Annotated in this window: 12 protein-coding genes; all 12 read left to right on the forward strand. The window is 31.8% G+C overall.

Annotated elements, in window-relative coordinates; translation table 11 throughout:
* Positions 1-534: 534 nt before the first annotated feature.
* Complete coding sequence (locus DWW96_RS01910; RefSeq protein ID WP_117908636.1) at positions 535-1,620, forward strand: HEAT repeat domain-containing protein; 1,086 nt, start codon at positions 535-537, stop codon at positions 1,618-1,620.
* Positions 1,617-3,020, forward strand: a complete 1,404-nt coding sequence (locus DWW96_RS01915; protein WP_243002992.1) for a glycosyltransferase family 2 protein — start codon at positions 1,617-1,619, stop codon at positions 3,018-3,020. The genes DWW96_RS01910 and DWW96_RS01915 overlap by 4 nt, the downstream gene beginning before the upstream one ends.
* 15 nt (positions 3,021-3,035) lie before the next feature.
* Positions 3,036-5,210, forward strand: coding sequence for a family 2 glycosyl transferase (locus tag DWW96_RS01920; RefSeq protein ID WP_117908638.1), 2,175 nt, complete (start codon positions 3,036-3,038; stop codon positions 5,208-5,210).
* A 63-nt stretch (positions 5,211-5,273) separates the two neighbouring features.
* Positions 5,274-7,412, forward strand: coding sequence for a family 2 glycosyl transferase (locus DWW96_RS01925; RefSeq protein WP_117908640.1), 2,139 nt, complete (start codon positions 5,274-5,276; stop codon positions 7,410-7,412).
* 530 nt (positions 7,413-7,942) lie between these two features.
* Positions 7,943-9,004: a leucine-rich repeat domain-containing protein gene (locus DWW96_RS01930; RefSeq protein WP_117908642.1), complete on the forward strand. Its 1,062-nt coding sequence runs from the start codon at positions 7,943-7,945 to the stop codon at positions 9,002-9,004.
* Between the two features lie 91 nt (positions 9,005-9,095).
* Positions 9,096-9,935 (forward strand): polysaccharide deacetylase family protein, encoded by an 840-nt coding sequence (locus tag DWW96_RS01935; protein ID WP_346432187.1) that lies wholly within the window; start codon positions 9,096-9,098, stop codon positions 9,933-9,935.
* A 29-nt stretch (positions 9,936-9,964) separates the two neighbouring features.
* Positions 9,965-11,002 carry a leucine-rich repeat domain-containing protein gene (locus DWW96_RS01940; RefSeq protein WP_117908644.1) on the forward strand — a complete coding sequence of 346 codons (1,038 nt, stop codon included), beginning with the start codon at positions 9,965-9,967 and terminating at the stop codon, positions 11,000-11,002.
* Between the two features lie 84 nt (positions 11,003-11,086).
* Complete coding sequence (locus tag DWW96_RS01945) at positions 11,087-12,043, forward strand: glycosyltransferase family 2 protein (RefSeq protein WP_022089679.1); 957 nt, start codon at positions 11,087-11,089, stop codon at positions 12,041-12,043.
* A 162-nt stretch (positions 12,044-12,205) separates the two neighbouring features.
* Positions 12,206-12,640, forward strand: coding sequence for a hypothetical protein (locus DWW96_RS01950; protein WP_022089680.1), 435 nt, complete (start codon positions 12,206-12,208; stop codon positions 12,638-12,640).
* Complete coding sequence (locus tag DWW96_RS01955; RefSeq protein WP_117908646.1) at positions 12,640-13,614, forward strand: hypothetical protein; 975 nt, start codon at positions 12,640-12,642, stop codon at positions 13,612-13,614. Before DWW96_RS01950 ends, DWW96_RS01955 begins: the two co-directional genes overlap by 1 nt.
* Before the next feature lie 37 nt (positions 13,615-13,651).
* Positions 13,652-14,548 (forward strand): diadenylate cyclase CdaA, encoded by an 897-nt coding sequence (cdaA, locus tag DWW96_RS01960; RefSeq protein WP_117908648.1) that lies wholly within the window; start codon positions 13,652-13,654, stop codon positions 14,546-14,548.
* The gene (locus DWW96_RS01965; protein ID WP_022089683.1) at positions 14,505-15,758 is read left to right on the forward strand and encodes a CdaR family protein; all 1,254 of its coding nucleotides are present in this window, start codon (positions 14,505-14,507) and stop codon (positions 15,756-15,758) included. Before cdaA ends, DWW96_RS01965 begins: the two co-directional genes overlap by 44 nt.
* Positions 15,759-15,766 lie beyond the last annotated feature (8 nt).

Raw genomic sequence — 15,766 nt, forward strand, 5'->3', positions numbered from 1 at the left:
TTAAAAGCAGGTAGGATACGCATTCATAGAACTGCGTAGAAAATTAGAGAAACCTGTAAAGCTTACAACTCAGGCGATTAATCGCTAGGGACATCTGTCCGGTTTATTGTTATACACTTCACCGCTAGAGGAATCTGTTTAGTTTATCACTCAGACACTTTACAGTTTGTGAAACCTGTTTAGCTTATAGTTAGACACTTCACTGCTAGATGAACCTGTTTAGTTTATCACTCAGACACTTCGTAGTTTGTGAAACCTGTTTAGTTTATCGATAGGGCATTTGTCCCCGTCGGTTCAAAACGACAGCGCATAGTTTTGCAAAAACTATGCGTTGGAGTTTCAGAACCGTTACGAGGGACAAGCAGCGAAAGCGTCCTAGAGATAAACTAAACAGGGCCTCACAAGCAGCGAAAGCGTCCTAGAGATAAACTAAACAGGGCCCCACAAGCAGCGAAAGCGTCCTAGAGATAAACTAAACAGGACTCCACAAGTGAAAGCGTAGTGTAGGGCATTAAGAAAAAAGGAGGTGTGAATATGCGCTTTGAACTATTCTTAGTAATGATATTTTTCTTAAGCATATTACTAATATGCGCAGAACTTCTATGGTTGTATTTACTTGCAGACAATCAAGAAGAAAGCAAAGCAAAATTAAATAAAAAAGAAGCAAGATGCAGAAGAATTCTCGAGGCGATAATATGTGCACCAACTCAATCCGCTTGGGAATGCGAAATAAATGAATTAGTAAATCTTGTAGATAAAGATGATAGCTATATGGAGATACTTACAGACATTTTTATGGAAAGTCTTGAAAAGTATGAAGAAATGAGCGAAAAAGACAAAAAAATAATCGGGAAAATAATAGAAAAAGTAAACCCTATAACTTACTACGAAAATATGATTAAAGAAAATGATGTAGTAAAAAAATGTTATGCATGCCAAAGATTAGCAGCTTTAGGGGCAGCAAATGACATAGAAGGAATAAGAGAATTGCTTAAGAGTCGAAACAGACAGTTAAGATATGCAGCAGGTAATTCACTTGCAGCATTAGGAGATAAAGAGGGAGTTGAAGAATTTATATTAGGTTTTCAGGATGATTATAAATATTCATACAGAGTAATTAATGAAGTTATTGACAGATATACAGGTGATTTGTATGAAATATCAAAGGATTTGATTGAAAAGGGAGATGCGTATTTAAAAGCAACAGTTATAAAAAGTATAGGAAAATATAAGATTAAAGAATTGGTGCCATATGTACTTGAGTGTACAAATGACACTGATATAAATATAAAAATTGCGGCGACGAAAGCAATGTGCTTTTGCGCTGAAAAAGAACATATTTTAACTTTAATAAGATTGTCAAAAGACCAAAACTGGGTAGTTAGGGAATTTGCCGTAAAGGCATTAGGCAATCTTAATACTGATGAGGCTATAGAAGCAGTTAAACAGGCAACTCAGGATGAACAATGGTGGGTTCGACAGACAGCTGCTGAGTCTTTAATTAAAATGGATTATTCTCTTGAACACATTGAAAGTGTAATAAAGGGATACGACAGATACGCAAGTGAAGCAGTGAAATATTCACTGTATAAGGTACTTAACATGGAGGAAAAGAATTGAACATAATAAGAAATTTTATTTTGTTTTTTAACTATTTCTGTATGGGGTATACAATTCTTCTTTCCTGTATTTATATTTTACAGATAATTATTTCATTTATAAAAATCAGGGAAGATGTAAAGATAGGTAAATCATCAGACTTTATGGAATATAAAGATTCCGAGAATCTGCTTCCGATATCTCTAATTATTCCGGCATATAATGAAGAAGATAACATTGTACAAAATGTAAAATCTCTGATGAAACTTAATTATCCTGAATTTGAACTAATAGTCGTAAATGACGGTTCAAAGGATAAAACCCATGATAAAATGATTGAAGCTTTTAAACTTTACCCAATAGAAAGTGCGCATATGAGACCGCTTGAAACAGCAAAGGTCAGAAATGTTTATTACAATGTGGAATATCCAAATCTGATTTACGTTGATAAGGAAAATGGTGGAAAATCAGATGCCTTAAATGCAGGTATAAATGCGTCATCATATCCGCTATTTGCCTGCCTTGATGCAGATTCAAGATTAGAGAGAGATTCTTTGTTGAGGCTTGGAAATGAATTTATTAAGGATACTACAACAGTAGTAGCCGGAGGACTTGTAAGAATTGCAAATGGTGGTGTAATCAAAGATGGAATATTTGAATCTTACAATTTGCCTGAAAAAGCAATAGAAAGATTTCAGACTGTAGAATATTTCAGATCATTTTTAGCAGGAAGAACAAGCTGGGAAGTGACAAATTCAATGCTTATTGTTTCAGGGGCATTTGGTGTGTTCAAAAAACAGGTTGTAATAGATGTGGGTGGATATAAGACAGATACAATTGGTGAAGATATGGAGATTGTAGTCAGAATTCACGAATATATGCTAAGAAACAAGATTAAATATAAAGTCAAATTTGTGGAACAGGCAATTTGCTGGACACAGGGACCGATGAGCTTAAATGACGTAAGAACGCAGAGAAGACGTTGGCAGGTTGGTCTTATGGATACATTACTTCATTACAAGAAATTAATTTTTAATCCTAAATATAAATGGATAGGAATGATGGCAGTGCCATATAATTGGCTTTTTGAATTGTTAGGTGCTGTGGTAGAAGTTTTTGGATATTTTATTATTCCATTTTCACTTATCATGGGAGAACTTAACATATTCTTCTTTGTAATGTATTTTCTCATGGCATCAATGCTTGGAATTATGATTTCTTTTGGCGGACTTATATTGGAACAGTACACAAAAAGAGGCGTAATGTCAGCAAAACAATGCGTACAGCTTGCACTTTATGGTATTTTGGAAAATTTCGGATACCGTCAGGCTATTACAATTTTCAGAGTAGAAGGAATGATTAAATATAAAAAGCTTAAAAACAGATGGGGTTCAATAAAGCGTAAAACAGTAGGGGATTAATGGAAAGGATGGCATATGAAAAAAGTAATAATTTCCGTTATTTCAACATTGCTTGTACTGGCTTTTATGGTGCAAATGGGCTGGCTGCAGGTGATAGGAATTAACAGATTTTCATTTGAAAAAAGTGACAATACACAGAATAAATTAGATTTTGAATGTGCAAGTGAAAATAATATAAACTATAGCTTTAGAACACAGGGAGATTATTTTTATCATTACGAAGATAATGAATGGAAAAAGATATTTATTACAGGAGTAAATATAGGTGCTACTGAACCGGGACTTTTCCCGGGAGACTTGACAATATCATATGACACGTATTTAAGATGGTTTAAATATATAAAAGAGATGAATGCAAATGTAATACGTGTTTATACAGCACTTAGTCCTGATTTTTACAGAGCATTATATGATTACAATATTGATAATGATGATCCGTTATATCTGATTCAGGGTGTGTGGATGGACGAAGAAGATATTGAAACATATGGTGATGTTTATGCGGAAAATGAAAAAATAAAAACAGAATTTACAAAAGATGCGTTAAATATGGTGGATATAATTCATGGAAATATCACTTTGCCTGAACGTTCAGGATATGCTTCGGGCACATATACTGCTGATGTTTCAAGATGGCTTGCAGGATGGCTTATTGGTATAGAATGGGACCCTAAATTAGTCGAAAATACAAATGTTTCAAATCCGGATAACATAAACTATGACGGAGATTATTTGTACACACAGGGAGCCTCAACATTTGAAGCATTTCTTTGTGAGGTTGGAGATAAAGTAATTGAAAGAGAAACAAAAGAGTATAAATGGCAGGCACCTGTAGCTTTTTCAAACTGGGTTACAAATGACCCTCTTACTCATGAAGATGAGCCACATCCGGATGAAGATTCAGTAACAGTAAATTTTGAAAATGTAAAATATAAGAACACATTTTTATCTAAAATGTATCTTTCATATCATATTTATCCATATTATCCGGATTCTTTGAATTATCAGAGAGATTATTTGGCATACCGCGATGACAGTGGAAAAGTAAATACTTATGAAGCTTATTTAAAAGATTTAAAATCTGTACATTCGATGCCTATTTTAGTTGCTGAATTTGGTGTGCCTACTTCAAGAGGCATGGGGCATGAAAGTGTTATGGGATATAATCAGGGACAAATAGATGAAACAAAACAGGGTGATATTTTAATAGATTTATTTGACTCTATTTACAAATGTAATTATGCCGGAGGTCTGGTGTTTACATGGCAGGATGAATGGTTTAAAAGAACTTGGAATAATGTTAATTTTGACATTGCAGATGAAAGACCTTTCTGGTCAAATCCTCAGACAACAGAACAGTGCTTTGGTTTAATGACATTTGACCCGGGAACAGATAACTGCATAAGTTATGTTGATGGTGATGTATCAGAATGGGGTAATGATACTCCTATAGTTGAAAACAGCTTAGGGAAATTGTATATGAAGAGTGATGAAAAGTATGTATATTTTATGGTGGATACATCGGATTACAATTTCAATTCAGATACATTATATATACCGATAGATATAAAAAATAATCAGGGAAATGATAGTTATGCTGATGCAGGTATTACATTTGATAAGCAGGCTGATTTCGTGATTTCAATTAATGGGAAAGATAACAGCAGAATTGTTTGTGATCAGTATTATGATGCATTCACATATCAGTATGGAGTGCAATATGGAATGATTGATGTTACTGATGATTTGCAACAGAAAAATACAGGAAAATTTATTCCAATGAATATGTGTTATGGATATGAATTAGAAATTCCAACAACGAAAGAAAAAGTAGGCTTTAAATCATTTGAAACAGGAAAGCTTACCTATGGCAATGCAAATCCTACATCAGATGATTACCAGTCGTTAGCAGATTTTATTTATAAAGATGGAAAATTAGAGATAAAAATTCCGTGGCAGTTATTAAATGTCATGGACCCTTCATCAAAGAAAATAATGGATGATTTTTACACTGCACAAAGCATTACGCCAACAGATTTAAATGGCATAACAGTAGGACTTGGAAAATCAGGAAATATAGAATTGACGGGAAACTATGATTATCAGTCATGGACAACACCAACTTTCCACGAACGATTAAAACCGGCATACTATGTGCTTCAGAAAAATTTGAAAAAATATAATGACTAGGTGTTAAGTATATAAGCAAGAAAGGAAATATAATTAAAGTTATATTGATTATATGGTATTTGAATGAAAAAAATAGTATCAATAATGTTGATATTTGCAATGATGACAGTTACGGTTTCCTGCTCAAAAAATGATAATAAAAGTGAGAAAAATATAGTCCCTGATAAAGAAACAGCAATTGAAAATGTTGACACCAACGGCAACAACATAGAGTTTGTAGCGCAGGGAGACTATTTTTATCACAATGATAATAAGAAATGGAACAGAGTGATTCTTAAGGGTGTAAATATGGGACTAACTCTGGCTACTACTAATTTAAACAATCCGGATGTAAGTTATGAAACTTATATGGAATGGTTTGAACAGATAAGTGAAATGAATGCAAATACAGTGAAAGTATTTACAATAATGAATCCGGATTTTTATCAGGCATTTTACGATTACAACAAAAAAGCAGAAAGCCCGTTATATCTTATTCAGGGAATATGGTTTAATGAAGATTATCTGTACGATGTGGCAGATGCACTGGATGCTGATAACATAGTAGCAGATGCTTTTGAGAGAAATATAACTGAAACAATAGATATAATACATGGAAATAGTGATTATACTTCGTATGGAAATATTAAAAATGCAGTATATCATAATGATATATCAAAATATGTTGCAGGATATATTTTAGGACTTGAATGGCCGGCAGAATTTGTTCAGAATACAAATTCCCACACGGATAGGAAAGCGTATTTTGGAGAGTATTTGGAAAATACAAATGATGCTACACCATTTGAAAGTTTTCTATGTGAAATGGGAGACAAACTTATAAGTTACGAAACACAAAGCTATAAAATGCAGATACCTGTAGCGTTTCTTAACTGGCAGACAACAGATACACTAAAACATAGCAATGAGCCGTTTGAGGAAGAAGACAGCGTATCGGTTAACACTGAAAATATTAAGTCAAATGAATCATATAAAGCAGGTTTATTTGCAGCGCTTGACATATATCCGTATTATCCGGAATTTATGAATCATCAAAAAGAATATGTTGATTATAAAGATTCAAATGGACAAAGTAATCCGTATGAAGCTTATTTGATTGATTTGAAAAAAGAATATACAGTACCTGTTATGGTAGCTGAAGTGGGGCTTCCAACCTCAAGAGGAGTTGCTCATGAAAGTGTAGTAGGATACAATCAGGGCGGACTTACAGAAAAGCAGCAGGGAGAATATCTGACTAATCTATTGACTTCAATTTATAAATCAGGTTATGCCGGAAGTATGATTTTTTCATGGCAGGAAGAATGGTTTAAGCAAACATGGAACACAGTGAAATATGCACCTGAAAACCCTGAATGCCGCACACCAAATGTTATGTCGGCAGAGCAGGGCTATGGAATTGTGGCAGTAGAACCGGGAGAAAATCAGATATGTAAAATAGATGGAAAATTAGATGAATGGTCAGATAGTGAAAATATTATAGACTCTGATGAGTACAAATTATATTCAAAATATGATGAAGGTTATTTGTATTTGGCTGTGCAGTTAAAAAGCAAAACGGATGGAAAAATATATGTTCCTATCTCAACATTGGGTGTAGGAAGTCAGAAAGATAATACAAGAAATATTGCATTTGACAAAAATACAGACTTTGTATTAGAAATAGACGAAAATGGTGAAACAAGACTTCTTGCAGATTCGTATTACAGTACTTTTCATTATATTTACGGTTACAGTAAAGGCGTGTTTGATTTTGACAATGATTATTCAGTAAAAAATTCAGGTGAATATGTCCGTATCCAAATGTTTACAAGTAACGAAATGTATTTGCCTGATGACAATAAAACAATCGAACCTCAATTTTATGAGAGTGGACTATTGAAAGCAGGAATTACGGACCCTGACAGTGACAAATTTGATAACACTGCAGACTATTACACATCAGATAATGTAATGGAATTTAGAATTCCATGGTATCTGTTAAATGTAATGAACAGCACACAAGGAACTGTAATCGGCGATTTCTATAATGAAGGAAGCATTAATTTTACAGATGTACAAGAAATAAATATAGGTATTGGAAAAACAGGTGATAATATAGAATTAAAATCAATTCCATTTGAAGAAAAACAACAAAGTAGTTATCACACAAGACTGAAAAAGTCATATGAAATACTGAAAGAGTATTTGAAAAAGGTTAAATAATGCTATTGGAATAAATTATCGTTCGGTTGATACAGATGATGTCATATTAAATATATGCAGTTTTGTAATAGATTGTTTTGTTTATGCAATGTTTAATAAAATATGCATATATTTAAGTGAAAAACAAATTTTAAAACAAAAATAAATAGAATAGTTTAATAAAAAAGCATCTGCACAAATATTTATTATTAAAAAAAGAATATTGTGTAGATGTTTTTTTTTAATACAGATTAGTATGGATTAAACAAAAATTCAAATATAAAGAGTATTAAAATATACAAAATATACAATGCTTAATTGACACAAATAATATGAAATGTTAATATGAAAATGTAACTAGTATATATTATATAAAAATTTGAATACTGGTTTTAAAGGGGAGTGAAAAACATCTAATTATAATTCTTAACAAAAACTCCTAATAAAACTATAAAAGAATATTTGATAAAAATGAGCAACTGCAAAACTATACATATTTGCAAATGGAACACCATTAATTGCAAGAAGCATACCGGATTAAGGAGGTTGTTATGAAAAAAACGAGGAAAATAATAACATATACTTTAATAATGTTAAGCTTAATTATTTTATATTCAGGTAATACATACGCAGCAAAGAAAGTGAAAAACATACAGAGTTATGTATGGGTTAAAGATAAAATTGTTATAGGTAAGGGAAACAGAGCAAGCTTAAAACAATACGGATTTTATACTGTTTATAGTAAAAAAAATAAACTGGAAAGCAGCAATCCTAAAATAGCAACAGTCAACAAGTATGGGTTGGTAAAGGGCAAAAAAACAGGAACTGTGGTAATCACAAAATATAAAACTGATAAACAAGGAAGAAAAATCATTCTGAAAAAGTGTAAGGTTACAATAAAGAAAAAAATACCGATAGATGATAAATTTACTTATACAGTGAAAACTGATGAGACAGGGGCAGATTATATAAGTGATTTAAGATACATTGGATGTGAGACAGATGTTACAATTCCGGCTTATATTAACGGAATACCAGTAAAAAAATTAGATGATTCAGTATTTCTTACAAGCAAGAAATCCAAAGATAAGTTTAGTGGAATAAGTGTATCGGAAGATATTGAAAAATTATATATTGAGGATGGGATTACATGCGTACAGTGTATAGTATGGCCGTTGGAAAATATAAAAGAAATCAGATTACCGGAGACATTAGAAACATTAGATGGTTTAAAATTTGGAGGATGTGGAAAATTAAAAAAATTAAATTTTGAAGTTATATACAGATTTGGAATAATTCCTGACGGAATGTTTTCATCAGCATTAGATCTCGATAAGCCATTAGTTATTCCGGGAAATGTAAAAACAATAGGCAGATATGCGTTTGATGGAGCAGGAGTAAAAAAAGTAATATTAGAGGAAGGCGTAGAAATAATTGATCAGGGAGCATTTTCATCTTCTGATGTAACAAAGATAGAAATTCCTGAATCCATGAAAATTATAGGTGAATTGGCATTTCAGAACTGTAAATTAAAAACCGTAACTATTAAGTCAGGGGATATACGTGTTGGCACTACAGCTTTTGATAAAAATGTAAAAGTTATTTACAAATAAAAATAGTGATAAAAATACAAAATCCTATGTATAATTTATAAAAGATTGTGCATAGGATTTTTGCCAATTGTGAGAAGGTTAAATGCATATAATGTACGAAATAATCATAATGGCAAAATGGTATTTGACTATGAAAAAATTTATTAAGTGTGTAGCGGTAGCAATTATATTTACAGAAGCATTTTTTGTTGGTGTAGGAATAGGGGTGGTAAAAGACAGAATTATATCAAAGAAAAGCGTAACTGTAGCAAATGCAGGCGATTGGGGATTAGGATTTGGTGCTGAAGGAACAAAACCAACAGGAACGGAATCAGCAGATACTCTAAAAGAATATGATGCTTATTATATGGCGCAGAGTGATGAAAAAATATTGTATTTAACATTCGATTGTGGATACGAAAATGGAAATACTCCGGCGATATTAAAGGCATTGAAAAAACACAAAGTACCGGCAACTTTTTTTGTAGTAGGGCATTTCATAAATGAAAACGAAGATTTGATAAAACAAATGGTAAAAGAGGGCCATAACGTAGGAAATCATACATTTAATCATCCGAATGTTATAGGAATGTCAGAAGAACAATTTGGAAAAGAACTTTCAATGGTGTCTGATAAATTTAAAGAAATAACAGGAAAAGAGATGACTAAATTTTATAGGGCTCCTCAGGGAAAATTGAGTTTTGATAATTTGAAAATGGCACAGAAATTAGGATATAAAACATTTTTCTGGAGTCTTGCATATGTAGATTGGAATACGGATGCACAGCCTACTAAGGAAGAAGCATTTAGTAAACTATTGACAAGAGTACATCCCGGAGCAATTGTTCTTCTCCATAACACATCATCAACGAATGGAGAAATATTAGATGAATTACTAGAAAAATGGGAAGACATGGGATACAAATTTGGAAAGTTACAGGATATAAAGTAAATTAAAAGATAACAGAGGAGGAAACGACAATGAAAAAAAGATTTTTTATAATGTTGTTTTTATGTATGATGGTTCCGTGTATTCCTATAAATGCAGGAACAGGTACTAAATATGATAAAGAATATACAATTGAAAAAGGAAATATGAGATTTGAAGGCTCTATATTAGATAAAAAGAAAAGTTATAAGATTGTTACAGAAAATAAAAAAATCGTTAGTGCAACAAAAAGTAGTGAAAACGTGATTATAAAGGGAAAGAAAAAAGGAAGTACTTACATAACGATTTACGTTAAAAGGCAGGGAAAGTATAAAAAATATAATACAATAAAGGTTACGGTAAAAAATAAAATACCTATGAAAAGACAGTATAAATATATTATCTGCAACGAAAATGGAGATGAATATGTAAGTCTTGTTAAGTACAAATGTGATAATTCTAAAGTAAATATTCCTGAATTTATTGAAGGAAAAGTAGTGAAAAAAATAGAAAAGAACTGTTTTAGAATATTAGATGAGAAAACAAAGGTTAATCAATATATAACATCAGTAAATATAGGTAATGGAGTAGAAATAATAGGGAAAAGTGCATTTGGGAAATTGCATCAGTTAAAAGAAGTAACTTTACCAAATGGATTAAGAAAGATGGAAGATAGCGTTTTTATTGAGGATTCAAATTTGAAAAAAGTAAACAATATTGAGTTTATTTATAATTTGGGGTATGTTCCTCTATATACTTTTTGGAGATGTAGCAGTTTTTCACAAAGTATAATTATTCCGTCATACGTAAAAGAAATAGAAGATGGAGCTTTTTGCGGAACCGGAGTTAGTAATTTAGAAATAAAAGAAGGAACAGAAAAAATAGGATCACATGCTTTTGCCCAAATGAAATTAAATGTTGTGGTCTTACCTAAAAGTGTTAAAGAAATAGGAAGTGTGGCGTTTGCAGGTAATCCAATCGATACGGTAGTAATCAAATCTAAAGATACAAAATATGATGACATGACTTTTAGAAGCACAAAAATTGGTTTGCCAAATATATATGAAATATGGAAAATACCAACAGACTAATCGTTGTTCATAATGGAATAATGTGGTATATTTTAATAGCCGATAACCTAATGAAGGGACAATGTATATTTAGGAGGAGATATAATGAATAAACCAATATTGAACATAGTAATACCATGTTATAATGAGGAAGAGGTTTTACCAATTACAAGTAAACTTTTCTTAGATAAAATATATGAACTTATTAAAATTGGATATATTGATGATAAAAGCAGAGTGTTATTTGTAAATGATGGAAGTAAAGATAAGACTTGGGATATAATAAAGCAATTATCAAAGGAAGATGAACATTATCAGGGAATTTGCCAGAGCAGAAACAGGGGCCATCAGAATGCAGTATTGGCTGGAATGATGTATTCTATTGATAAGTGCGATATGATTATATCAATTGACTGCGATGGACAGGATGATATAAATGCAATGAATGAAATGATAGAAGAATATCAGAATGGTTGTGAGATTGTATATGGTGTCAGAAGTAAGAGAGATACAGATACAGTATTTAAGAGAGCAACTGCACAGGGATTTTATAAGTTCCTTAAATGGATGGGCGTAGAAACTGTATACAATCATGCTGATTACAGACTTGTATCGAATAGAGTTCTTAAAGAATTTAAGAATTTTAAAGAGGTAAATATTTTCTTAAGAGGAATGTTCCCATTAGTAGGGTTTAAAAGTACAAGTGTATTTTATGAAAGAAATGAAAGAATTGCAGGAGACAGTCATTATCCGTTATCAAAGATGTTGGCATTAGCGATTGATGGAATAACAAGTCTTTCAATTAAGCCAATCAGATTAATAACATCGCTTGGAATGTTCGTTTCAATAATAAGTTTTATTGGAGTAATATGGACGTTGATTGTACATTTCATAGGTAATGGCGTTGCAGGATGGGCAAGTATGACAAGCATAATATGTTTTTTAGGCGGTGTACAGCTTATAAGTGTGGGAATTCTTGGCGAATATATAGGAAAGATATATATGGAAGTTAAGGCAAGACCAAGATATATAATTAGTGAGACAACAGAAGAAGATAAATGATGAAATAACAACCTTTTTGTCTAAGGGAAGGAGAAAATGTAACAATATACAGATTCTCAACATAAATTCTCTATGACAGGAAGGTTGTTATAATTTTGTCACTATGATATAATTGTAGGCGATTTTATCGTGGATATTATTACTCAAATTTAGGAGAGTTATATGTTAAATAATGAAAAAATAAGCATAATGACAAAATTAGCATTATATGAACAGAAGAATGCTAAATCAGAGATAAAATATAGTAAATATTATAGAAGCGACTATTTGGCAATTAAGATGATTAAATCATTTGTTGCCGTAACGATTGCCTATGCACTGATGTTGGCTTTATGGCTTATGTTTAGTGCTGATGCATTTATTGGAAGATTAAAGACAACGAATTCATTTATGGCAGTAGTGATTTTAATTGTAATGTTTTATATTTTAATTACGGTTGTATATATGATATTTACATATATTTATTATTCAAAGAAATTTTCTGCCATTAGAGAGAATCTTAATAAATATAATGGAGAATTAAAAGTATTACATAAGATTCAGGAAGAAGAATATGACGCTATTATAAATAGCATGGAAGAGAGAGGTGAGGAATAGTGACAGGTTTTTTAGTTTTAAAGGATAAGATAGTAAATTTTTATAATGAACATGGAGCTTTGGTAAGACCTGTTATTAAGTTCTTAGTTACATTTGTTGCCTTTACTCTTATAAATAGTCATATAGGATATTTAGAGATACTAGATAACCGGCTTATGTTGTTAGTGGCAGCAATAGTACTTTCATTTGTACCATGGTCATTAATTGTAGTTGTATTTTCAGGTATGGTGATTGTTAATTTGTATGCTTTGACGTTAGAAATTGCAGCGGTAGTATTGGTATTAATGATAATAATGTTCTTATTATTTTTTAGATTTTCATCAAGAGATGGGATGTTTATATTACTTATACCTATAGCATTCTACCTGAGAGTTCCATATGTCATACCTATTGTGGCAGGATTAATGTGTTCGCCTGCATCAATAGTATCAGTATCATTTGGAACAATAGTTTATTATATTTTAAATGTAGTTGAAACAAATGAAACAGCGATAAGTAATATATCGTCCGATAAAGCTTCTACAGCAGGAATCGGAACAGTAGTTTCTATGATAACAGGAAATAAAGAAATGATATTAACTGTTGTTGTTTTTGCTATAGTATTATTAATTGTTTATGAGATTAGAAGAAAGTCAATTGACCACGCTTGGATGAAAGCAATATTAATAGGTGGAACAGTTGAATTTGTAGCGTTACTTGTAGGAAGTTTAATATTAAACACAAAAGTTTCAATATTATGGCTTGTTATAGGAACAGCCTTGTCATTGGTAATCGCAGTTATTTTACAATTCTTTGTATTTTCTGTGGATTATACAAGAGTTGAACATACACAGTTTGAAGATGATGAGTATTATTATTACGTAAAAGCAGTTCCTAAGCTTAATGTTGCGGAACCGGAGATGAATGTAAAACGTATTAATGCCCAAAGACAACACAATAAAAATAAAATTAAGAAAAAGAGCAATAAAAATTAACATTTGTACGTTAATGTAATGAGAGAGGAGTGATAAAATGAGCATATTAAAAGAATATTTAGGAATTTTTTCTGACAAATATTTGACAATGCCTAAGATTTATGCAAGTGATATTGTGGAAATATTTATTATTGCTGTTCTTGTATATTACATTATGATATGGTTCCAAAGAAGCAGGGCATGGACTTTGTTTAAGGGAATTATAGTTATTGTACTGTTTATGTTTGCGGCAGTACTGTTTAACCTTACGACCATATTATGGATAGCAGATAAGACGTTAAGTGTTGGAATTATAGCAATTATAATCATTTTCCAGCCTGAACTTAGAAAGGCATTAGAGGAATTAGGTAAGAAAAATGTCATTTCCAGATATTTTAAATTTGGAAGTAATACAGGCGGTGATAGATTTAGTGACAGATCAATTGAAGAAATTGTGAGAGCTACAGTCGACCTTGCTAAAGTAAAAACAGGAGCCTTAATTGTAATTGCAAAAGAGCAGGATTTGACTGAATACGAGGAAACAGGAATAAGACTTGATGCAGATATAAGCAGACAGTTGTTCATTAATATATTTGAAAAGAATACTCCGCTTCATGATGGAGCAGTAATTATTGATGGTGATAAAATCACAGCAGCTACTTGTTATCTGCCTTTGTCAAACAGCACATCTTTGAGTAAAGATTTAGGTACAAGACACAGAGCCGGAGTTGGTATCAGTGAAGTATCTGACAGTGTTGTTGTAATTGTATCTGAAGAAACAGGAAGTATTTCTATTGCAAGAGATGGAAAACTTATTCGATATGCAGATGCAGCAACTTTGAAAAATGAACTTAAAAAAGTTCAGGCGAAGGAAGAAGTAAAGAGCAAAAAGAAGAAAGGGTGGAGGCGCAATGAAGTCAGTGACGAAAAAACTGAGAGAATCAATAACAAATAATATTATGTTAAAAATTGCGGCTGTTTTTATCGCGGCACTTATATGGCTTGCCGTTGTAAACTTAAGTGACCCGACTAAAACAATAACAATATATGGAATCCCAATAAATTTGACAGATGAGGAAGCCATTACAGACCAGAATAAAGTATATAAAGTTGACCAGAGATTAACATTAAATGTTACTATAACCGGAAAGAGATCCGTAATTTCAGAGTTGAGTTCAGATGATTTTACGGCTGTTGCACCATTAGATGAAATTTCAGTTGCCAATTCAGTTCAGGTAGAAGTTTCAGCTAATAAGAAAAATGTAGAAAATAAGATTTCAATTGTTAATCAGTCAGTAAAGGCAGTTTCAGTAGATGTTGAAGATTTAGTGGACGAGCAGTATCCTGTGGAAGTAGAAATTACAGGAGAACTTGCAAAGGGATATTATTTAGGAGGGTATAGCAACTCAAGAAATAATATTATTGTAACGGCACCGGAATCAGTACAGCATAAGATTGACAAAGCAAAAGTTATTGTAGATGTTTCTAATGCAAGCCAGAGTTTTGAAGAAAAATATAAAATTAAATTATATGATGAAAATGGAAATACAATTAAAAACACTAATGTAACTAAGAACTATAATAAGACAAAAGTAAGTATTGAAGTATTAAAGGGAAATACAATTCCTGTAGATGTTGAATATAGTGGTAAACCGGCAAAGGGATATGAAGTTACAGGGGTAGAATTTGAACCACAAAAAGTTACGCTTGTTGGTAAGCACAGTCTGATAGATTCACTAGAATCAATCAAAGTTCCGAAAGAGGATATCTCTGTTGATGGAGCAAAAGATACGGTTAACGTCGAAGTAAATCTTAATAAGTATTTACCGGATGGTGTAAGTGTGTCAGATTCGGCAAATGCTATTGCAACAATAACAGTTAAAGTTGAAAAGTTGGAAACAAAAAAATTTCAAATAAACAAAAGTGACATATCATTACAGAATATTGAAAGCGGATATATTGCAGAAATTTCCAGTGACTCAATTAGTGTATCGCTTACAGGGCTTAAGTCTGAACTTGATAAAGTTACACCAGATGATATTAAAGCAGTTGTAAATTTAAAAGGTATTAATTCAAATAAAACAGTTGATGTTTCTTTGACGGTACCTAATAATACAACATTAAAGAACAAAGTGTCTGTAAAGGTAAAAGTTACGAAGAAGTAAATGGAGGA

The organism is Eubacterium sp. AF17-7 (assembly GCF_003461285.1).
Classification (GTDB): Bacteria; Bacillota; Clostridia; order Lachnospirales; family Lachnospiraceae; genus Eubacterium_U; species Eubacterium_U album.